The sequence below is a fragment of the Sphingobium sp. BYY-5 genome (assembly GCF_022758885.1).
Taxonomy (GTDB): Bacteria; Pseudomonadota; Alphaproteobacteria; order Sphingomonadales; family Sphingomonadaceae; genus Sphingobium.
In genome coordinates, this window is record NZ_JALEBH010000001.1 from 778,168 (window position 1) to 798,291 (window position 20,124).

The 20,124-nt window shown below is 61.3% G+C and carries 17 protein-coding genes and 1 pseudogene; 9 read left to right on the forward strand and 9 right to left on the reverse strand.

Features of this window, described 5'->3' with window-relative positions; all coding sequences use genetic code 11:
* Nucleotides 1-29: 29 nt before the first annotated feature.
* The 4 genes from MOK15_RS03825 to MOK15_RS03840 all read left to right on the forward strand — a co-directional run bounded on the left by MOK15_RS03825 (nucleotide 30) and on the right by MOK15_RS03840 (nucleotide 3,237).
* Nucleotides 30-464: a hypothetical protein gene (locus tag MOK15_RS03825; RefSeq protein ID WP_242930392.1), complete on the forward strand. Its 435-nt coding sequence runs from the start codon at nucleotides 30-32 to the stop codon at nucleotides 462-464.
* A 122-nt stretch (nucleotides 465-586) separates the two neighbouring features.
* A complete protein-coding gene (locus MOK15_RS03830; RefSeq protein ID WP_242930393.1) occupies nucleotides 587-1,984 on the forward strand; it encodes a DEAD/DEAH box helicase in 1,398 nt (465 codons plus the stop codon).
* Nucleotides 1,985-2,098: 114 nt separating this feature from the next.
* A complete protein-coding gene (locus MOK15_RS03835) occupies nucleotides 2,099-2,569 on the forward strand; it encodes a HEAT repeat domain-containing protein (RefSeq protein WP_242930394.1) in 471 nt (156 codons plus the stop codon).
* Nucleotides 2,570-2,664: 95 nt separating this feature from the next.
* The gene (locus MOK15_RS03840) at nucleotides 2,665-3,237 is read left to right on the forward strand and encodes a hypothetical protein (protein WP_242930395.1); all 573 of its coding nucleotides are present in this window, start codon (nucleotides 2,665-2,667) and stop codon (nucleotides 3,235-3,237) included.
* A gap of 75 nt (nucleotides 3,238-3,312) precedes the next feature.
* Here MOK15_RS03840 and MOK15_RS03845 read toward each other — a convergent pair.
* The 3 genes and pseudogenes from MOK15_RS03845 to MOK15_RS03855 form a co-directional block, all read right to left on the reverse strand.
* Nucleotides 3,313-3,474: pseudogene (locus MOK15_RS03845) on the reverse strand (JAB domain-containing protein); the annotation flags it as partial.
* 323 nt (nucleotides 3,475-3,797) lie between these two features.
* Nucleotides 3,798-5,795, reverse strand: coding sequence for a UvrD-helicase domain-containing protein (locus MOK15_RS03850; protein ID WP_242930396.1), 1,998 nt, complete (start codon nucleotides 5,793-5,795; stop codon nucleotides 3,798-3,800).
* Nucleotides 5,796-5,798: 3 nt separating this feature from the next.
* Nucleotides 5,799-7,856 carry an AAA family ATPase gene (locus MOK15_RS03855; protein ID WP_242930397.1) on the reverse strand — a complete coding sequence of 686 codons (2,058 nt, stop codon included), beginning with the start codon at nucleotides 7,854-7,856 and terminating at the stop codon, nucleotides 5,799-5,801.
* A 254-nt stretch (nucleotides 7,857-8,110) separates the two neighbouring features.
* On the opposite strand from MOK15_RS03855, the gene MOK15_RS03860 reads away from it, so the two are divergent.
* Entirely contained in the window at nucleotides 8,111-9,115 is a 1,005-nt protein-coding gene (locus MOK15_RS03860) for a hypothetical protein (protein ID WP_242930398.1), read from the forward strand.
* Between the two features lie 33 nt (nucleotides 9,116-9,148).
* Here the strand turns inward: MOK15_RS03860 and MOK15_RS03865 are convergent, their stop codons facing one another.
* The 5 genes from MOK15_RS03865 to MOK15_RS03885 all read right to left on the reverse strand — a co-directional run bounded on the left by MOK15_RS03865 (nucleotide 9,149) and on the right by MOK15_RS03885 (nucleotide 14,371).
* On the reverse strand, nucleotides 9,149-10,711 hold the full coding sequence (locus tag MOK15_RS03865; RefSeq protein WP_242930139.1) for an IS66 family transposase: 1,563 nt from the start codon (nucleotides 10,709-10,711) through the stop codon (nucleotides 9,149-9,151).
* Between the two features lie 51 nt (nucleotides 10,712-10,762).
* Nucleotides 10,763-11,110 (reverse strand): IS66 family insertion sequence element accessory protein TnpB, encoded by a 348-nt coding sequence (gene tnpB / locus MOK15_RS03870; RefSeq protein ID WP_242930140.1) that lies wholly within the window; start codon nucleotides 11,108-11,110, stop codon nucleotides 10,763-10,765.
* A complete protein-coding gene (locus MOK15_RS03875; RefSeq protein ID WP_242930141.1) occupies nucleotides 11,107-11,502 on the reverse strand; it encodes a transposase in 396 nt (131 codons plus the stop codon). The genes tnpB and MOK15_RS03875 overlap by 4 nt, the downstream gene beginning before the upstream one ends.
* A gap of 264 nt (nucleotides 11,503-11,766) precedes the next feature.
* A complete protein-coding gene (locus MOK15_RS03880; protein ID WP_242930399.1) occupies nucleotides 11,767-12,990 on the reverse strand; it encodes a restriction endonuclease in 1,224 nt (407 codons plus the stop codon).
* Nucleotides 12,971-14,371, reverse strand: coding sequence for a nucleotidyl transferase AbiEii/AbiGii toxin family protein (locus tag MOK15_RS03885; RefSeq protein WP_242930400.1), 1,401 nt, complete (start codon nucleotides 14,369-14,371; stop codon nucleotides 12,971-12,973). Before MOK15_RS03885 ends, MOK15_RS03880 begins: the two co-directional genes overlap by 20 nt.
* A gap of 379 nt (nucleotides 14,372-14,750) precedes the next feature.
* Between MOK15_RS03885 and MOK15_RS03890 the strand changes: the two genes are divergently transcribed.
* A complete protein-coding gene (locus tag MOK15_RS03890) occupies nucleotides 14,751-15,014 on the forward strand; it encodes a helix-turn-helix domain-containing protein (protein ID WP_242930401.1) in 264 nt (87 codons plus the stop codon).
* A gap of 411 nt (nucleotides 15,015-15,425) precedes the next feature.
* Here the strand turns inward: MOK15_RS03890 and MOK15_RS03895 are convergent, their stop codons facing one another.
* On the reverse strand, nucleotides 15,426-16,061 hold the full coding sequence (locus MOK15_RS03895; protein WP_242930402.1) for a JAB domain-containing protein: 636 nt from the start codon (nucleotides 16,059-16,061) through the stop codon (nucleotides 15,426-15,428).
* A gap of 137 nt (nucleotides 16,062-16,198) precedes the next feature.
* Between MOK15_RS03895 and MOK15_RS03900 the strand changes: the two genes are divergently transcribed.
* The 3 genes from MOK15_RS03900 to MOK15_RS03910 are packed head-to-tail and all read left to right on the forward strand — an operon-like array spanning nucleotide 16,199 to nucleotide 20,027.
* Nucleotides 16,199-19,441: a YdbH domain-containing protein gene (locus tag MOK15_RS03900; RefSeq protein WP_242930403.1), complete on the forward strand. Its 3,243-nt coding sequence runs from the start codon at nucleotides 16,199-16,201 to the stop codon at nucleotides 19,439-19,441.
* Entirely contained in the window at nucleotides 19,438-19,626 is a 189-nt protein-coding gene (locus MOK15_RS03905) for a YnbE family lipoprotein (protein ID WP_242930404.1), read from the forward strand. The genes MOK15_RS03900 and MOK15_RS03905 overlap by 4 nt, the downstream gene beginning before the upstream one ends.
* The gene (locus MOK15_RS03910) at nucleotides 19,623-20,027 is read left to right on the forward strand and encodes a YdbL family protein (protein WP_242930405.1); all 405 of its coding nucleotides are present in this window, start codon (nucleotides 19,623-19,625) and stop codon (nucleotides 20,025-20,027) included. The genes MOK15_RS03905 and MOK15_RS03910 overlap by 4 nt, the downstream gene beginning before the upstream one ends.
* The last annotated feature ends 97 nt before the right edge of the window (nucleotides 20,028-20,124 follow it).

The window sequence follows — 20,124 nt, forward strand, 5'->3', positions numbered from 1 at the left end:
TAGGGTGCCACTCCCAAAAGGGGTCCGATTTGCTTCATTCCGTCCTGCTGCTCCTCATCGTGCCTGCCGCAGAGCCTGTGCAAATGGCGCAACTGACAATCCAGCAACGGGTCATCATCCGCGTGCCGATGGCGCGCAAGGGGCAGGCGCCGCCGCGAATCGCGCCGGACGGGGGCGATGACTGGGAAGAGAAAAAGGGGCCGCGCTGCATTGCGCTGCGTTCGATTCGCGGGGCTAGCATCGTGGTGCGCAATGGGGTCGATCTGCTGCTGGCGGATGAGCATCGCTATCGCGCCCGGTTAGAGCGGGGCTGCGATTCGACCGGTTTCTATTCGGGCTTCTATGTCGAGCCGCATGAGGACGGGTCGCTTTGTTCGGGGCGGGATGAATTACAGGCGCGCAGCGGTATGAGTTGTGCTATCGACAGTTTCCGTCGCCTGATCGCTGTCGATCCGGACGATTGACGGGAAATGATCGCCGGAAACTGCGCGAATTTCTTGACAAGATGCCGATATTTCCGCAAGGCGCGCGCGATTTCCGTCGTGCGGACGCGCAAGGCGGCTACCCTCCTGTCCCGGACATTTGAATGACTTTTGCCGATCTCGGCCTTTCCGACGAATTGCTCAAGGCCGTAACCGAATCGGGTTACGACACGCCCACGCCGATCCAGGCGCAGGCGATCCCGCCGGTGTTGATGATGAAGGACATCATCGGTATCGCGCAGACGGGAACGGGCAAGACCGCCAGCTTCGTGCTGCCGATGATCGACATCCTTGCCCATGGCCGCGCCCGCGCGCTGATGCCGCGCAGCTTGATCCTGGAGCCGACCCGCGAACTCGCCGCCCAGGTGGCGGAAAATTTCGAGAAGTACGGCAAATATCACAAGCTCTCCATGGCGCTGCTGATCGGTGGCGTGCAGATGGGGGATCAGATCAAGGCGCTGGAAAAGGGCGTCGACGTGCTGATCGCCACGCCAGGCCGCCTGATGGATCTGTTCGAGCGCGGCAAGATCCTGCTCAACGGCTGTAGCATGTTGGTCATCGACGAAGCGGACCGGATGCTCGACATGGGCTTCATTCCCGATATCGAGCAGATCTGCACCAAGCTGCCGGCGCAGCGGCAGACCTTGCTCTTCTCGGCGACGATGCCGCCGGTCATCAAGAAGCTGGCCGACCGTTTCCTCTCCAATCCCAAGTCGATCGAGGTGGCGCGCCCCGCGACCGCCTCCACCAACATTACCCAGCATCTGGTGAAGGTCGATTCGCGCAAGAAGCGCGAGGCGCTGCGCGCGCTGCTCGACGATCAGAAGGTGCAGAGCGCGGTCATCTTCTGCAACCGCAAGACCACGGTGCGGGAGCTTAACAAGAGCCTGCAACAGCATGGCTATCGTTCGGGTGAGATTCACGGCGATATCGACCAGTCGACACGCATCGCCGAACTGGAACGGTTCCGCGACGGCCTGGTCAATATCCTCGTCGCATCGGACGTCGCCGCGCGCGGCCTGGATATCAAGGGTGTATCCCACGTCTTCAACTTCGACGCGCCCTGGCACCCGGACGATTATGTCCACCGCATCGGCCGCACCGGCCGCGCGGGAGCAAAGGGCGTTGCCTATACCTTCGTCACCGATGCGGATGCCGAGGCGATCGACAATATCCAGAAGCTGATCGGCACCAAGATCGCCTATGCGCCCCTGCCGGGTGGGGCAGCCAATGGAACCGATCGCGCCGAAGCATCGAAGGAAGAGCCGCGCGCCGAAGGCCGCGACCGCAAGGACGACCGCCGTCGCAGCGAAAAGCCGCGCGACGAGAAGCGCCGCGACGAACGTCAGAGCGAACCCGCCCGTGAGGAGCGTCCCCGCGACGACCGGAAAGCCCGCCCCGCCGCGCCACAACGCCAGCGCCGCCCCGAAGTGGATGATGGCCCGGACGACGGGTGGAACGGCCCGGTGCCGGGCTTCCTGTCAGTCGGCTTCAACGGCTGATTGGCGGGCGGCGTCGGCCGCCGACCATTTTCAGCCGTAGCCCAAGATTATTCCGGACCCCAGAACCAGCCGCTCGTCTTGCCGAGGGCCTGATGCCTATGGCATATTCTGGAAGTGTCAAAACGATATGAACCTTCTTCGGACTTCCTGAAAGCAGTTATCGCCGAAGAAGTGCCTTTAAGCGGTGGGGAATTCGCCGCGCTGAACCTTGAACGGCTCATACAACTCACGCGTGATCAGGATCGCACAAACCGCGATTGGGCGACCTTGTTGCTAAGCCAAGAGGGTGGCGATACGCCCGCCGTTCGCGCTGCGCTGCTTGGCGCGACAACGGATGAGGACGAATTTGTCAGAGCGGAGGCAATTTTAGGCTTGGCAAGCCGCGATCCCGTCATCGCATTGCCGTTCGTGCTGGAGGCTCTAGGTGCGGAACAGGTCGCGATTCCGGTGCTAGAAGCAGCAGCAATTTGCGCCCACCCGTCGCTGACTCCAGACCTTAAAGTTTGGGCTGAACCTTCTGACGATCCATTTGCGGACGAACTTGCCGCCGCAGCATTAGCAGCGTGCGAACAGACCGGCGGCTAACGCCAAATTATCAACAAAAGCCGCCAGTCTCTTAACCACCCTTCTCGCCATTTACGTCTTGCCCATAATCGCCTGATGGCTGACATAAACCTGCGATGGGCAGATTGATACACATCAACGGTGCGCCGGGTGTTGGTAAACTGACCGTCGCCCAGATTATGGCGCAGCGATTACAAGCTCGCATACTTGATAACCACACAATCTATAATGTGGGGTTTGCTCTCGCAGATTTCGGAACCTCGGCGTTTTTCGATGTCGTCAGGGCTGTCAGGACCGTCGCCTATGAACGGATTTTGGAGCTTCCAGATGACGAAACCATCATCTTTACTGCCGCCGATTTTGATGATTCCGATTGGGGACGGGAAAGTTGGCAAGCCGTCGAACAGCTTGCCGTTTCTCGCGGCTGGCCGCTCTTCACGATTTCTCTCCTGTGCAACCCTGCCGAGCATAGGATGCGTATTGTCGACGAAGGTCGAAAGGGCCGTGGGAAATTACAGGATGCTTCGGCAGTGGATAGGCTGGGGCAGCGCCCGCTTATCATGCGTGCAGGCCCTTTGAGTATGCAGCTTGATACCACAGGCCTGACCGCTGACCGTGCCGCTGCGCAGCTCACGGATTGGATTGAATATATTGCAGCGCTGACTGCTTCTCCCGAGGCCAATTTTTAAAGTCGCCCGTCCGCTATATCATTCAGCATCCACCGGCTCGATCGCAATGGGTCGGCAGACGGTGCAAGCGAGACCCTACAACAACCCCTTGGCCCGCAGGCTTACATGTCCCTGCGCCCCAATGATGATATGGTCGTGGACGCTGATGTTCAGGCGCTTGCCCGCGTCGATGATCTGGCGGGTGACGTCAATGTCCTGGCGACTGGGTTCGGGCGATCCGCTGGGGTGATTATGCACGGTCAATCACGGGAGCCCACTCTGAAGCATGATGCGTCACGGTAAAGCACTATAAAGCATGATTATTCATGCCGGGTGGCGTGGGATCGATTGGCGGCTCACAGGGAGCGGTATCCGCAAAACCGGGATGCCTAATAGGGGCAGTTGATGCGTTGCTAGGCCGGGGCCACAATCTGCACTGAATAGGTATCCCAAATCAGTAGCTTAGACGGGTATGTCGGAAGGGTGGTTGATGGGGTGATCAATTTCTAACCCGTTGCGGATGGAGTGTCTGAGGGGCGGAGGCAATCGCCGGTCCGAGATCAGCGTGGCAGTGTGAGGGCTTATGCCTGAGCGAGTGTGCAGCAGTCGATGATCGTCCAGCCACGACTCGTCAGCGTCTCAAGTTCCCCTTCGCCGAATGCATCCTTGCGCATCGCGAGACACAACAGGTGCGTCGGCCGGGTCATCGCGACATAATGGAGCTTAAGCCGCCCGAGGATACGTGGACCTTCGAAGGCTTGCCTGCCTCTGCGGTTCGTCGAAGAGCCACCCGATTTCGTCCCCAGCAACCATGGCTTAAGTTCGCTCAGATGGTGGTTGTGGAAGAAGCTATCGAGCACCAGTGTAGCCGTGTGCGTTTCGCCCTTTACCGAATGGATCGAACCCAGGCGAATACGCACCTGCGGTGCGTCTGGGGGATAGGCGAACAGATTATCGGTGCGCGCGACGATTGCAGTTTCACCTTCAGCGAAGGCATGCGGCTGAGGTGTCGCCAAGAACGTAATGACATCGCCGTCCAGCGCGGCGGCACCGCTTAAATGCCGCACCACTGCCTCGATATGGTCCAGTGCTTCCGCCGCCCAGACCCCGGGGGTGATATCGCCTTGGTGTAATAGGACGATCTCCTGCAGCGCGAGATAGCTGGCCCGCGCATCGCTATCGTTGAGCATCTCGACGACCCGGCGATGCGGAGATTTTCGCGCGGTTCGGTGGTGCGTACCACCGGCAAGCTCACTCGCGGCGAGCAGTGCCGCCGCCGTCGCGTTAACCAGCCTTTCGGTGTTGCCATTGCCCGCCGTCTCAAACCGCGCTCGAGTGAGATATTGCGAGAAGCTGCTCGGGGCGGATTCTTTCCTCGCGCACGTCGGGTCGTAGCTGGGCACGTAGTGTCCCATCGCTCGCGGGATACGATCGTTCTCGCTGAGCTCGTGTACCCCTGCGACCGCGGTGAACACGCCTTTCTCAAGTGCGGCTCCGTCGAAGCTGTCCAGAAGATGCTTGCCGTAGCGCGTCAGCACTGCCTGCACAGATCCATCGTCAAACAGGAAAATCGCGGGTGCCTTGGGATCGGTGCCAAGGTGCTTGGGGGGCCCGGCGCCAATCAACGGCTGTGGTACGATCCCTAGGCCTTTGACCTGATCGGCGAGATCCTGCCCGAACCGGTAACTGCGGGGCATCGGATGCACCGCTCCGCTCGGAAAGAGATCTGTCGTGGCTCCGCTTTGGGTTGAGCTCGCATAGATGGCCTGGTTGGAATCGCCGAACCGCTGCCTGCGCGAGGGTGCGTCGCCATCGCAGAAGATTCGGTGCAGGAGTGCCGATTGTACTTCACTATTGTCCTGCGCCTCGTCGATGAAAACGAGGGGGAAACGCCGACGGAGAGTCGGGATCGTCCCAGGGCAGTTATCGAGGAGTTCGTTTGCCCAGATGAACATCTCGTCGAAGCAAAAGTAACCTTGTTCGCTGGAAGCCCGACGAGCGGCCACAATTGCCTGATATGTCGCCGTCAACGGTCCAAACCTGCCGGTCGTACCGCCACCGTAGTCTGGTTGACTATAGATCAGGCAGGACTCCGTCAGATTGGCCTGCTGCAACGCCCAGCGCGTATTGCTAGGCAGCAAGGCCCAACGCTTTGCGAGCGCAATTTGCGTATCGACGCAGCGCACCCAGACGCCCTTCGACCGGAGCCACGGCAACGCTAGATACTCGTTCACGAACGAGTGGATGGTACCGACAAAGTGGGGGTAACGCATGAGCGCGACACCGGCCGCCGTATTGCTGAGCTTTGCGCCAATCTCGTTTCGCGCCGCATTGGTGTGTGACAGCACGCAGATGCCGTGCTGGCGATGCGGCCAGCGCATTGCCAGCACGGCCAGTTTCGCGACAAGCAAAGTGGTTTTGCCGCTACCAGGACATGCCTCGAAATCGACGGTGTCGAGACGGAGCATCGCCTGAAATCGGCTGTCATCGCCCGCAACCGGTGCGAACCCTTCCGGCCCCAGACCCATCAACTCCGCCGCCCAGGCGACGTCCTCTTCGCGGATTAGATTCTCGAACATCGCTCAGGCCGCCGAGATGGGAGTCGCTGCGGGCGGGTCCGGTTCGGCTGCCGCGCTTCCGGCGGCTTGCGGCACGAACGGGCCGGTGACATGTGCGATTGCGGCGACCACGTAGGGAGGAAGCCGTGCCCGCAGGCCCTCTGCATCAAGTGCGCCGTCGGTGACCTCCTTCTCAAGCAGCTCGGCGAGATATTGCGCGCCGATCGCCTTGGATGCTCCGTCGGCCTCGAACAGCGCATACACATGTGAGGCGAGCGTTGGCTGATCGTGAGCGGCATTCACTAGCGCCTGATAGGCTGCGTCGGCGGCGGCGAGAACGGCGGCTTGGTTGGTGGTACCAGCATTGAGCCGCTCATCGGCGAGCGCCAGCGAAGCCGCGCGATAGACATGCTCTCCGAGTCCATGAAAGGCGAGGTCGTATTCGAGCGTCCACTCGTCGGCGACGAACGTCTCGACGTTCTGGCCCGACGCTTTGGCTTTGCGCTCAACCCGACGCTGCTCCAGCTGATCACCAGGGAAATCGGCTTTAATCCGCCATTGCCGCTTGGACGGCGGGCGGACCGGGATCGGCTGACCGGCCTCGAGCTTGCCAACGATCCACGGAGCGTTGTTGGGCATCACGTCCATGTCGGTGATGCAAGCGACGGGTATGTTGATGGCGCCATCTTTCGCCTCGTCCTCACGCATGAATACCCGCGCATAGCGTCCGAGCCCGACCCCGCCGACGTTGACCACGGATACACCATGATAGTGGAAGTCGCGGCCGAGCAGTCTGGCAATCACCGGCAGCAGGATATTCTCGGCATCGCCTTCAACGATCATCACGGCCCGGGCGAAGAACAGGTTTGCTTTGGTCACATCGAGGAAGCGTTCGAGGAATCGATAGTCCGACGCGCTGAGCTTGGTCGCGCCCTCGCACAGCGGGAATGCCCGCCCGCCCTCGATCAGGGCGATATTGTCGAGCTTTAGGTCAGAAGCGAGGTTGGGGCTGTGCGTCGTTACGATGATCTGGATGCGCTGTCCGTCGGCGCGCTTCTTCTCGGCTTGTTCCTGCAAGAACGACATTAGCCGGAGCTGGCGCTGTGGATGGAGATGCGCCTCGGGCTCTTCGATAAGCAGGAGCGGGAAACCGTCGCTTTCAGCAGCGAGCAGCAGCAGCTCGCACGCCATAAAGAGCAGGTTGTTGGAGCCGAGCCCGCGGGCATGCGCGCTCTCGGCATCGGGCGATGCGGTCAGTGCGAGTTCGAGCTTCTCGAGCAGCTGGCGCAATCTGAGGCTGTCGTCCTGTGCGCCGGCTACGCCAATCCGTGCGTGCAACAGATCGTTGGCGAACGAGAGCGGCTTAAGATACTCGTCGTTGAGTCGCTTGCGCGCTTGCTTGATGCCTTCGCTCTCGCCGAATAAATGGCTGGCGTAGTCGCCCAAGCCCAGTACGCTCAGCGTCTTCGGGTCGTCCGGCGGGTCGGCCAGCTTGTTAAACGGGTTGCCGGTGTCGCGGATTTCCTTGGTGTGCTGGAGGATCTGCGACAGCCGTGATCCTCGGCCGGCGCTCATCGCCCGCTCGGCGTCGCGCAAGGGCCGCAAATAGGTCGCGGTGAGTAGCGATCGTGCCCCCAAGTCGAGCAGGGGTCCGTCGCCTTTGGTGCCGGTGCGCCATTCGGGCGGCAGCACCCGGCGTGAGCTACCTTCCTTGGCATTTCGCTTCGCCACCCAGGTCACGATCAGTGCAGTGTCGGTGGCGCCCGCGATCGTCTCATAAGTGAGGAACTCGGCGAAAGCGCCGCGATCGGCAGTGGTCAGGCCACGGAAGGTCAGCCGAATGACTATTTGATCGGCATGATCGCTGCCGGGCGTCGCCTGATGGAAGTCCATCGGATCGACGCGTAAAATATCTTGGTCGCGAGTACCAAGCACGAGCCGGAGCGCGTCAATGATCGCAGTCTTCCCGGCATCATTCTCGCCAACCAGTGCGGTAAGACCCGGCTTCATCGTGAGCACAAAGGCCTGATCCCCCGCGCCATACAGGCGAAAGTTCTCGATCCGAATTTCTGCTATGTACACAGTATCCCCCCACACCGCAGAATAACAGTTAGATTGAAAGTGACAAACCGGCTTCTGCATTCTGCGCCAAAGCTATGATGACTGGAGTGCATTTACATGCCTGGAGCCCACCAGCGGCCGCCCTTCAAGATCGCCATGCAGGGCTGCTGACAATAGATCATCGCCTCGCGATGCACCTTCATCGGTAGTGGCTCCGCACGTCGCGTTCATGATACGTGCTGAGCCGGATCAACCTCGACTCAAGTGGCACAAGAATGTTCAAAAACTTGCAAAAGGAGCTCCGCCGCCTTGCTGAACTTCAGCAAGTTGAAGTGCCCCTTGAGGGGGACGCAGAGGGCTACGTCGATAAGGAGTGCCCAGCGGAAGCCTGCCTTTTCCAATTCAAAATCCACGGCGACGATTGGAAGAATATTGTGCGCGATGAGGAGGTGTTCTGCCCGTCCTGCCGCCACACAGCTCCGGCTAAATCCTGGTACACCACCGCCCAGATTGAAGCCGCAAAGCAGTATGCTCTTGGGACTGTCGTTAATCGCCTCAATGGCGCGATGCGAGCTGATGCTCAGGCGTCGAAGCGTCGTCAGAAGCGCGGCGCGTTCCTAAGTATCACGTTGGACGTGAAAGGTGGGCGCGATGCTGTGCTTGTGCCAATAGCAGCGGCAGAACCGATGCGCCTTCGCACGATCTGCGAGGATTGCGGGTGTCGATATTCTTACGTCGGCGCGGCATATTTCTGTCCAAGCTGCGGGAAGAACTCAGCCAGTCATACTTTCCTACAAACGCTGGCCACTATCCGTACCGCCGCCGGCCTTGGTGAGACCCTACGTTCGGCGCTCAGTCCTGACGAAGCCGAGGTGATGACTCGTGCGCTGCTTGAGAAAGCAATGCAGGACACCGTCACATCCTTCCAGCGCCTGGCCGAGCAGCTCTACGAAGCCCGGGCAGGGAAGCCAGCCCGCCGGAATGCGTTTCAGAATCTCGATGCCGGGTCGGAGTTGTGGGAGGCGGAACTCGGGGCTTCTTATGAGCAGCTTCTCGATGCCGTCGCCGTGAAGGGCCTGCGCGTGTATTATCAGCAGCGCCACCTGCTTGCCCACCAACAGGGCATAGTCGACAGCGACTACGTGAGCCGCAGCGGTGACACGAGCTACCAGGTGGGTCAGCGGTTGATCATCAAGGGCAGCGCGGTCCTGGAGTTCGCCGATCTTGTGGAACGGCTCGGCACCGCACTGCTAGCCCGTTGCGCTCCTGCACAGAAATAGGTTGTAGCGTAAGCGGGGCCTGGAGGCCGCAGATCAGGCGGCTGCGGCGATCGGTTGCTGATCGGTCCGCCAGTTCCACGGCATGAGTTCATCCCAGCGGGTAGCAGGCCAGTTGCCAGCGATCCTGGCGATGACGTCGGCGATATAGGCCTGTGGTTCGAGGCCATTGAGTTTGGCGCTCTCGATGACGGAATAGATGGCAGCGGCGCGATCGCCGCCTGCTTTTGAACCTGCGAACAACCAGTTTTTGCGACCCAGGGCCACGCAGCGCATGGCGCGCTCGGCTATGTTGTTATCGATTTCCAGACGTCCATCATCGAGAAAGCGCGTCAGAGCGACCCAGCGCTTGCGACCATAGGCAATGGCCTTGGCCATCTCGGATTTGGGCGAAAGGCGGCGCAGGGCATCGTCGAGCGCCTGGCGCAGTTCGTCGATCAGCAGCTTGGTGCGGTCCTGTCGGCTTCGTCGTCGGATATCGGGCTGGTGGCCGCGAACCTCCGCCTCGATCTCATAGAGTTGGCCGATGCGTTCAAGCAGATCAGTGGTGAGCGGTGTCGGCTTGGTCGCATGAATGTCGAATATCTTGCGCCGGAAATGCGCCCAGCAGGCGACCTCGGTGACGCGGTTGGTGTCGTAGAGCTTGTCGTATCCGGCATAGCCGTCCGCCTGAAGATAGCCGGTGAAACTGGCCAGCTGCCGTTGGGGATGTGCGCCTGTCCGGTCGGTGGTGAACTCATACCAGACCAGCGGCGGGGTCATGGCACCGCAGCCCCGATCGTCGACGGCATAGGCCCAGAGCCTGCCGGTTGCCGTCTTGCCACGTCCCGGATCGAGCATGGGGACCGGTGTATCGTCGGTGTGGATCTTTGAAGCGGTCAGTCCGACCTCGCGGATGCGGTTGATGATCGGATCGAGCAGGACAGATGCCTGGCCGACCCAGCCTGCCAGCGTCGAGCGGTCGATCTCGATGCCCTGCGCGGCCATGATCTCGGCCTGGCGGTATAACGGAAGGTGATGGTCGAACTTGGAGACGACGACATGGGCCAGGGTGCCGAAGGTCGCCTTGCCCCGCGCTATCGCCTTCACCGGCGCGGGCGCCTGCACGATCTTCTCGCACGCCCGGCAGCTATATTTGGGGCGGATGGTCCGAACGACGCGCCACTGCACCGGCACGGCATCGAGCATCTCGTCGCTATCCTGCCCTAGCGGCCGCAGCGCGCCGCCGCAGTCGGGACAGGTGCAGTTACCCTGCTCGGGCTCGATCCGCTGCTCCTCGCGCGGCAGATGAGCTGGTAGCGTCCGAACCGGTGATGACCGATCGACGGCTACTGGATCGCCTCGACGCGCGGCGACGATGATGGCCTCGCCTTCGAGTTCTTCGAGCGCCAGCTCAAGCTGAGCGATCTGGGTATCGAGCTTCTCGGACGACTTGCCGAACTGCATCCGCTTGAGGCGCGCAATCTGCACGCGCAGCGTATCGATCAGGATGTCGCGGGCGGAAATATCGGCGTGGGCAGCTGCCAATGCAGCTTCAAGCTCGGCGATCCGAGCGTCTTTATCAGGGGTGGAAAGGCCTGCGTCCGACACCACGATCATATAGCAGATCGATGGTCGAAACGCTAATAAAAGCACCAGAAAATGGGCGTTTTACCCCGCCAATGAAGGAGTGAAAGTGCGTTCAGGTCGCCGCCAGTCGATGCCTTCCAAGAGCATCGAAAGCTGCGCCGCCGTCATCACCACCGACCCCGTCTTGGTCGACGGCCACACGAAGCGCCCCCGGTCCATCCGCTTGGAAAACAGACACATGCCCTGGCCGTCGTACCAAAGCAGCTTCACCAGATCGCCGCGCTTGCCCCGGAAAGCGAACAGCGCACCGGAATGGGGGCTCTGCTCCAGAACCTGCTGCGTCATCACCGCCAGGCCGTCGAAACCCTTACGCATGTCGGTCGCGTCGCAGGCCAGGAAGATCCGCGTCGATGGCGGCAGCGGGATCATCGCGTCAGGATACCGATCACCCGTGACAGGGCATCGGCATCGACCGTGGCATCCACGCTCACCCTGATACCAGACGGCAGTTCGATGCCAATCACGCCGCCGCTGCTCGCTGCAACTGTCGGGGCAGGCAAGGCTGGCTGCTCGCTGATCTGCACCTCCGCAAATGCCGGCTCGGCCAACTTGCGAACCCCGGCAAGCTCACCGGACATCGCCTGGCGCCGCCAAGTGTAGATCGAGCCGCTGCCGACATCATGGCGTTCACAGGCCGTACGCACGCAGCCCTCCGGGCCGAATGCATCCCGCAGCACGGATAGCTTCTGCTCTACCGTCCACCGCCGCCGACCCGACACCCGGCTAACGACCTCGATCCGACTACTCATACGATTACTCATATGACTACTCGCCCGTTCGCTTGCTGAAACCTCGATCTCGTCCGACACCCGCCACCTCGCTAAAAGAGCGGCAATCATCCCGGCGAATGGGCGCCGCGCAAGGCGGCCCTCAGGCCCCGCTTACGTTGTAGCCATGCGGCCCTGCCTCCTGGCGAACAATGGGGATGGAAGTACAGTATCGTCTTTGCAGTGGGGAGTAGCCAGCGAGACGAGGCAAAAGGGTTATTGAAACGAACGACCTTGGAAGCGCGAGAAAGTCATCCGCTAGTCGCAGCTGTCGAAATACTGAGGCGTGCCGTCCCACAGTGAGTACAGCCTGCCATTACCCCAGAAGTGTTCCCGTCCACCACTTTCACTCCTAAACGCTACGAAGCGGATCGGATCGAGCTGAAACCGTGCACCGCCTTCATCCGGCATTTGCGTCCCTCGCTGTCCGTCGCCCGACACATCTCGATGGCCGATGGAACGCAGAATCACCTCGTGCGGATAGTCTGCTTCAATCACCGCAAACGAATTCAAAGTGACACCGGAGCCCCAACTGGCGACCACAACTTGTCCACTGAGCGGACTTGGAGAACGATTGGTGAGGAGCGGTGGGAGCGACAGTTCACCGCCGCCAAAATAGGTCTCTAGCTGCTGCGCGATCGTTCCACACCATTCCTGGATGCGGCCAAGATCGGCTAAATCAAGATTGGGTAGATGCAATTTCTGCCGTGCGTTCTGCGCATATTCACGGGCACCAGGCAGGTAACGGGACGTCGTGGCGAAAATGGCGTTCGGAGCGCCTTCAACCGCTGCCACCCCCAACAGCGCGGCCACCGCTTCCAGACCGATTGGCGTATCAGTGTATCGCTTCGCCTGAACCACCGCGACGATCTCGGGTATTGCTTCGCTCTGATAGAGACGATGGTCTATCCCGCCATCGCCGCTCCCCGGACCGATCTGCGTGTGAAATCCCTGGTTCCTGAACACTGCGTCGAGGAACTCTTCGAACTGGCGCCATCCCAGTTGTTTCAGCCGATCTGGATCACGGGCGAAGAATTCGAAAACCTCGCTATGCAGGCTGTAAAGCCGGCGCTCGGATAGTCTCTGAATCCACTGCCATCGGTAGACTTGCAGAAGATCTGCCTTGAATTCCTCGTCTTCTGGAATGATGAGGGCAGATGTACGGTTTTGTAACTCGTACCAGTAACCCTCTTGCTGTAAAAGTGCCCTAAATTCTTCCTCAAGGCGGTCCGTCTCGTAATGTTCGCTGTTGAAAATCGAGACGAGGTCGCCGTCTGAAACAAGCAACAAGCCCTCTCCGAGAAAAGGCGCGTCTCCTCGGTGCAGGAAAGGTGTTTTGAAAGCTGAGTCGAGCCACAGCTCGTTTCTCGTGGCCCACTCTATGATCTTAGTCTTGAGCGCCTCAAGTCGCCCGAGAATGACTTGGTCGCGCAGCAGGACGTTGCTTACCGTCGTTGCGGGACTAGTAGACCCGATAGCCACTGCGTCCCCCACATGGATACCCGTTCGGCGCTTTGTGTTCGTTGAGGGCGGTGGATTGTGTTTGTCGAGTGAACACCTTCTGGCAGTATGGGCATTGCACTTTGAATGCCTGCTTGTAGGGACTTGCGAGCCGTGAACGCCCGGCCGCCTGTCGCAGGCGGGACGAAGGCTTCGTTGCCGACCTCTGCGAGAATGCTTTCCCGAAGTATGCTTTGTTGCCTTGCTCGCCGGCCTTGGACAGCTCGATCTCGTGACGCGGCTCGAAGATTTCGTCCGTCAGCTCGATTCGGTTGATCCCAGTATTGATCAGGCTTTTGATTCCAGGAGGCGAGGTTCGGCCGCCAGTTCGATCATAGACGTACAGGTATTCTCGTGCCGGTTTTCCCGCTGCTCGCTTATACGCCAGCGAATATGGCTCAACGAACCGTTCGATACCGTCATAGGTCACTCTCAGGAGCTTCCGCGACGCGCCTGCCTCCATGATGACGTTGCGGTGTTCCGACGGAAAGAAGAGGCGCTCGCCCCAGCTTTGGCCGCCAACACCCTCGAACAAGCTTTCGATCGCCTGGCGGAAGCCGTCAGAAGCGCGATCGAAGCCAAACCTCGTCGACTTGGGGCACTTGATGAACTTCTCCCATACGCCGCCGAAGAACGTCATCGGCAGGCCGAGCAAGATCTCTTTCGCGGCCCCAGGGCTCGCACTGAAAATCGTCTTATCAAGGAAAGTCCGAAGCGTGAGCCCTCGGTCGATCTCGATGCTTCGGTTAATGAAGGTGGCGTAGACAAGGTCGAAGAGGTCATGAGAATGCCTTCGCTGAATGAGGCACTTCATCTTGTTTGCCACTATCTCCTCCAGCGCCATGCACTGGAGATCGGCGATACATGTTGAAGCATCGGAGTATGGGTGGATCAACGCGCGGGTGACCGGCGCGACGTGCAATCGATCGAACTCCGTCACATCAACCTTCACGCTGATGGTTAGATCGTCCTGATTGCCGAAGAAGTCGGTGAAGTACACCCGCCCTTTGTAGGACCGCCGTTGGCTGTCGATCATCAGGCCGGGCTCAAACGTGTTGCGATCCGTGTGGAACTGAACGCCACAGTCCGCCTGAGCCGCGCGGCAAGCTTGGTTTATCTCAGCTATGACGCGTTCCGCGTCGACCGCGGCCGGAGCCGAGAAGTCGAGATCGCTGGAGAAGCGGGTCTCAGCATAAAACGCTTTGCGTAGGCAGTTCCCGCCCTTGAACACCAAAACATTGCGTAGATATTCGTTTTCGAAGATCGACTTGAGAAGCCAGCCGAAGACGTAGTCGCGTTCCACATTCACATGGTGAATGTCGAACTCTACCGATTTTGCTTTGATCTCGTCCCTGTCGATCATTGTCAGCCCATAGCTTATTGCGAAGCTTGCCGCATCGGATCGAAAAAGCCAACCGGCGGTAGGCCACCACGCACTGCAATCCTTTTTCATCCAGTCCGGCGTCGTTACAGCCGGTTCTCCGCCAAAGGCTTTCCGCAGGGCCCTCGGCGCATGCCGACCTAGGAAGGATGGGCTGATTGGTAGCTGCGGCGGGTTACGTTCTGCCCGACCCCGGCCAGATGATGAGGTAATGCCCGTCTGCCTTCGATGCGCTCCCGGTGTTCACCGCATTTCCGACGGTGATGACGTCTTCGGACAGGAGGCCATCCAATCGCTATGCAGTTGGTCGGCCGGTGATAGTGCAACAGGCTGCTGCACAATTGCTGACCTGGGAGATTTCGTGGCGAGTCCTGCCTATCTGACTGTCGAAGAGGTGATTGAACGATACCGAGGGACGATAACCGAGGGCACGCTCCGCAATTGGCGTTCAATGCGGATCGGTCCTTCATTCCTCAAGCTGGGACGGGCTGTGCTCTATCCCGTTGCAGAACTCGATCAATGGGATCGATCGAATCTCGTCTTGTGCAAACGAGTGAAGTCGCTGCCATTGGAAGAAGCCAACGCCGAAGCTCGTGGACGGAGCATGGAGGCGGCCTCGGCGTGAAACTTCAAAGAGGCAGATTGCGCGGACGCGGAGATTCCGCGCCGCCAGTGTTTTCGTACTCACCTCGCGAGCCAGCGCTACTCTTCGTGCCGACTAGCTCCGATCGTAGCTGTCGATAGCGGGCAACAATCTCATCGCGCTGCTCAGGCGGCAGCGATGCGATCAATGATTCAAGAGACTGCGCCATGTTGGTTCCTCGGAGGTTGATCTGAACTCCGCCCATATCTCGTGGCTCCTCGCGCAACGGTCGGCAAGGGGAAATTCATTTCACGGCCGGTTTTGGCCACGGTGAAATGATGGTCACCGGAGGCAGCCAGAGGCGGATTCGAGCGGTGGGTTCGGGAGCGAAAATTGGGGGCGGTAATTGGGGTATGGGGAGCGGTTTCTAACCCCAAAACCGCCCCCAATTCGCTATTGTACTCTATGGCCCGATTGGCATGAAAACTTAGTGTTTACCGGTGGATATGCGTGATCCACCGTGATCATCCGCCCTGTAGTGGGGTGGTTGTGGACCAGGATCAGCGCCGCCGAGCCGAAGTCGATCGCGCGCCTGATGACTTCGCGCGTGTAGATCGCCGCCTGATCGATCGATCCGTCGCCCATATGATCGTCGCGAATCAGCATGTTGCGGCTATTGAGGTGCAATACCCGCACCCGCTCGACGCCCAGATAGGCCATGTCGGCGCGCAGATAGTCGAGCAGCGCCTGCCAGCTTCCCAGCACCGGCCGCGCGGCGACTTCGTTGCGGAGCATCCGCAGCGCGGTCGCCTGCACGATCTTGATCGCGGCGACGCTGGTGTCGCCCATGCCGGGCATCCGCGCGATCGTCTGCCAGTCGGCGGTCATCAATCCGCCGATGCCGCCGAATGTACGCAACAATTCCTTGGCCAGCGGCTTGGTGTCGCGGCGGGGGATGGCCAGCGCCAGCAGATATTCGATCAGTTCATGATCGTGCAGCGCATCGCCGCCGTTTTCCGCCAGTTTCTGCCGCAAACGCGCGCGATGCCCCGCGCCGTCATGGATGGATTTCGCGTCCTGCTCGGCCAATATTCCGTCTCCCCCCGTCGACGCCAAATGACGCTATGCGTTGCGGAATCGTGGAGCAAGGATATTTAGGGGGATGAAAGACGTTATGGTCCCGCTGCGGACCATCAACATCGCACAGAGCCGGGGTTGCCATAGGCATGGAAGAAGAGAACGGCGAAGAGGCGGTTCGCCGGGCGTGGTTACGCTGGCTGGGCGTGGGGACGGGGTCATTGGCGCTGGTGCTGGTGGGCCTGTGGACGCAGCGGGCGCCCATTGCCGAGAATTTCGTCAGCCGTGAACTCAACCGGCTGGGCGTTCAGGCAAGCTATGACCTGGTCGATGTCGGCCTGCGCACCCAGCGGATCGAGAATATCGTGCTGGGCGATCCGGCGCGGCCGGATCTGACCGCCCGCTGGGTGGAGGTCGACATCGCCTTGACCGGGCTGACGCCGCAGGTCGCGGCGGTGCGGGCCGGCGGGGTGCGGTTGCGCGGTTCCTATCGTGACGGCGTGATGCAACTGGGCGAACTGGACCGGTTTCGCGATCCGGATTCGACCGCGCCTTTCAGCTTGCCCGATATGCTGGTCTCGCTGGCCGATGCGCGGCTGACACTGGATACCGACGCCGGGTGGGTCGGGATGCAGATCGACGGCAAGGGCAATCTCCGCTCCGGCTTTCGCGGTCAGGTGGCGGCGGCGATGCCGCGCGCGTCGCTGGCCGGCTGCGGTCTCTCGCGGGCAACGGCAATGGTCGATGTCGCGATGCGGCAGGGGCAGCCGCATCTGTACGGGCCGGTGCAGGCTGACGCCTTCGCCTGTCGGGAGGCCGGCGCGGTGATCGCCAGACCGGCGGCGATTATCGACCTGACATTGGGCGAAGCGCTGGATCGCTGGGCAGGGCATGTCGACCTGTCGGGCGAAGCGCTGAAGGCGAGCGGCCTGGTGCTCGCCTCGCCCAATGGCCGCGTCGATTTCGACGGCACTTCCGCGCGCACCGGTGGGCGGGTGCGGCTGGGCGTCAAGGCGCTGACCGGGCAGGGTACGATGTTGCGTGACGCCCTGCTGTCGGGCGATTGGGTGCTGGGGAAGGACGGCAACAGTCTGCGGGGCACGCTAGCGGGTGAGGACCTGCATCTGGCCGGGCGTGATCCATTGGGCGCACTGCGCACCGCAGCGGTCGGGACGCCGGTGGGTCCGCTGGCGGTGCGACTGGCCGATGCGATGGTGAAAGCAGGGCAGGGCAACCGGCTGCGCACGGCCTTTGCCCTGGTGCAGAAGCCGGGCAGCAGCAGCCTGGTCATCACCGACACGGGGCTGGACGCCAACAGTGGTGCGCGGATCGGTATCGCGCCGGGAGGGCGGGTGACGCTGACCTGGCCCGGCAAGGCGGCGGGACCGGACTGGGCGCTTGACGGCGCGGTCACGACCCAGGGCGGCGATCTGCCCAAGGCGGCGTTGCGGCTGGCGCGGCGTCCGGGCGGCGGCTTTGGCGGTGAATTGTTCGTTGATCCCTATGCAGCAGGCGATGCACGGCTGGCGCTGGACCGGGTGCGCTTCACCGCCGACCGCAATGGCGCAACCCATTTCGCGACATCGGTGCGGCTTGATGGTCCGCTGCCCGATGGCCGCCTGCGCGGGTTGAGTCTGCCGGTCGAGGGGCGCGTCGCCGCCAATGGCGCGGTGGCGATCAATCCGGGCTGCGTGCCGGTTTCGCTGGTCGAGGCGCGCTACGGCAATTTCGCGCTGGGGCAGACGCGCCAGACGCTGTGTCCGGTCGATGGCGGCGCGATGGTCGCCATGGGGGCGGGCGGCGTGCGCGGCGGCGCGGCGATTCGCGACCTGGTGCTCAATGGTCGCAGCGGCGACAGCCCGATGCGCCTGACCGCCGATCAGGCGCAGATGGTGCTGGGCAAGGCGGGCTTTGCGCTTGCCCGTCCGGCGCTGACCATTGGTCCGCAGGATGCTCCCGTGCGCCTGATCGCCGCGACGATGGACGGTGCGATGACGGCGGGCGGCTTTGCCGGCAAGCTGAGCGGTGTGGGCGGACAGATCGGTTCCGTACCGCTGATCGTCGAGCAGGGAGCAGGTGACTGGCGCTTCGCCAAAGGCATCCTTGGCCTGCATGCGGCGATGACGGTACGCGATTCGGAGGCGGCGGCGCGCTTCAACCCGCTGTCCGTGCCTGATTTCGCGCTGACGTTGAAGGATGGCCGCATCGCCGCCACCGGCACGCTTGCCGCGCCGAAAAATGGCGCGACCATAGCGAAGACGGACATCGCCCATGATCTGGGCAGCGGGAAGGGGCATGCCGACCTTTCCGTACCGGGTCTGATCTTCAACAACAGCCTGCAACCCGACGCAGTGACGCCGCTGGCCTTGGGCGTCGTCGCAAACGTCAACGCGACCGTTGCAGGGCAGGGCCGAATCGACTGGACCGGATCGACCGTCTCCAGCACCGGCACCTTCCGCACCGACAATGCGAATCTGGCCGCCGCTTTCGGCCCGGTCGAAGGATTGTCGGGCGAAATCCGCTTCACCGACCTGATCGGCATGGTCACTGCGCCGGGGCAGGAGGTTCGGATCAAGTCGGTCAATCCGGGCGTGGAGGTGCATGACGGCGTCGTTCGTTATCGGCTGGAACCGGGGCAAAAGGTGCGAATCGAAGGGGGCGGATGGCCTTTTTCGGGCGGGCAACTGGTTCTGCTGCCGACGACCATGGATTTTTCGGCCGATGTCGACCGCTACATGACCTTCCGCGTCATCGGGCTGGACGCGGGCGCCTTCATCCAGGCGATGGAACTGGACAATGTGTCGGCGACCGGCACGTTCGATGGCATCATGCCGCTGATCTTCAATGCCAAGGGCGGGCGTGTCGCAGGAGGCGTGCTGGTCGCGCGCCAGCAGGGGATGTCGCCGCTGGTCATGCCCGAAGGCGTGCTGCCGACCATCCCCTGCGATCCGACGCGCCAGTCCGGCGTGCTGTCCTATGTCGGGCCGGTTTCGAACGAGCAATTGGGTACGATGGGACGCATGGCCTTCGATGCGCTCAAGAACCTACAGTATAAATGTCTGACAATCCTCATGGATGGCGCGCTGGATGGTGAGATGGTGACGAATGTCGTCTTCAACGGCGTCAATCGGGGCAAGCTGGGGGATGCGCCGGGCGGGATCGCGGGCAGTTTCATCGGGCTGCCCTTCATCTTCAACGTGCGGATCGCCGCGCCCTTCCGCGGGTTGCTGGGCACCGCTCAGTCCTTCATCGACCCTTCACAACTGATCCAGAACAGCATCGGCGACAAGGTTCAGGGTGAAATGCGCACGCAAACGCCCGCCAATGCGCAAACGGGTCTTGCGGTTCAGCCTGCGGAAAGCGACAAGGTGCGAAACGGGGAACCGAAATGAAGAAACGAACGATCATAGCGGCGGGCATCGCCGGATTGGCACTGGGGGGCTGCATCCAGGTGAAAGCTCCTGAAAAGCCGATCGAAATCAACCTGAACGTGAAGGTGCAGCAGGAGGTCGTGGTGAAGCTGCAACGCGACGCCCAGGATCTTATTCAGAATAACCCGGAGTTGTTCCCGCAATGACACGCAAGATGCTGAAGCCAAAGCTGATGATCGCCGCGGTTGCGCTGGCGAGCGGTTTCATGATGACGGCCCCCGTCCGCGCCCAGTCCGGCGCGGTTGTCGCCGCCATGAGCGCCGGCACGGTGGGCGAACAGGCCGACGGCTATCTCGGTATCGCCGGTTCGGTCGGCGCCGATGTCCGGTCCGAGGTCGAATCGATCAATATCAAGCGCCGCGCCGCCTATACCCAGCTTGCCGGCCAGCGCGGCGTGACGGTGCAGGATGTCGCTGCGGCTACCGGTTGCCAGACCTTGAGCAATCGGGTGAAGCAGGGGCAGGCCTATCGCATCGGCGCGGGCGCATGGCAGACCAAGGGCGCCGGGCCGATCGCGCTGCCGTCCTACTGCGCGAATGCGGGATAATATTTCGCTCTGGCGGACTTTTATCACCCCTTCGTACCGCAGGGATATTCTCTGCCGCAACCATGGTTGACTATCCGCAATCGCCTTTCTAAACGGG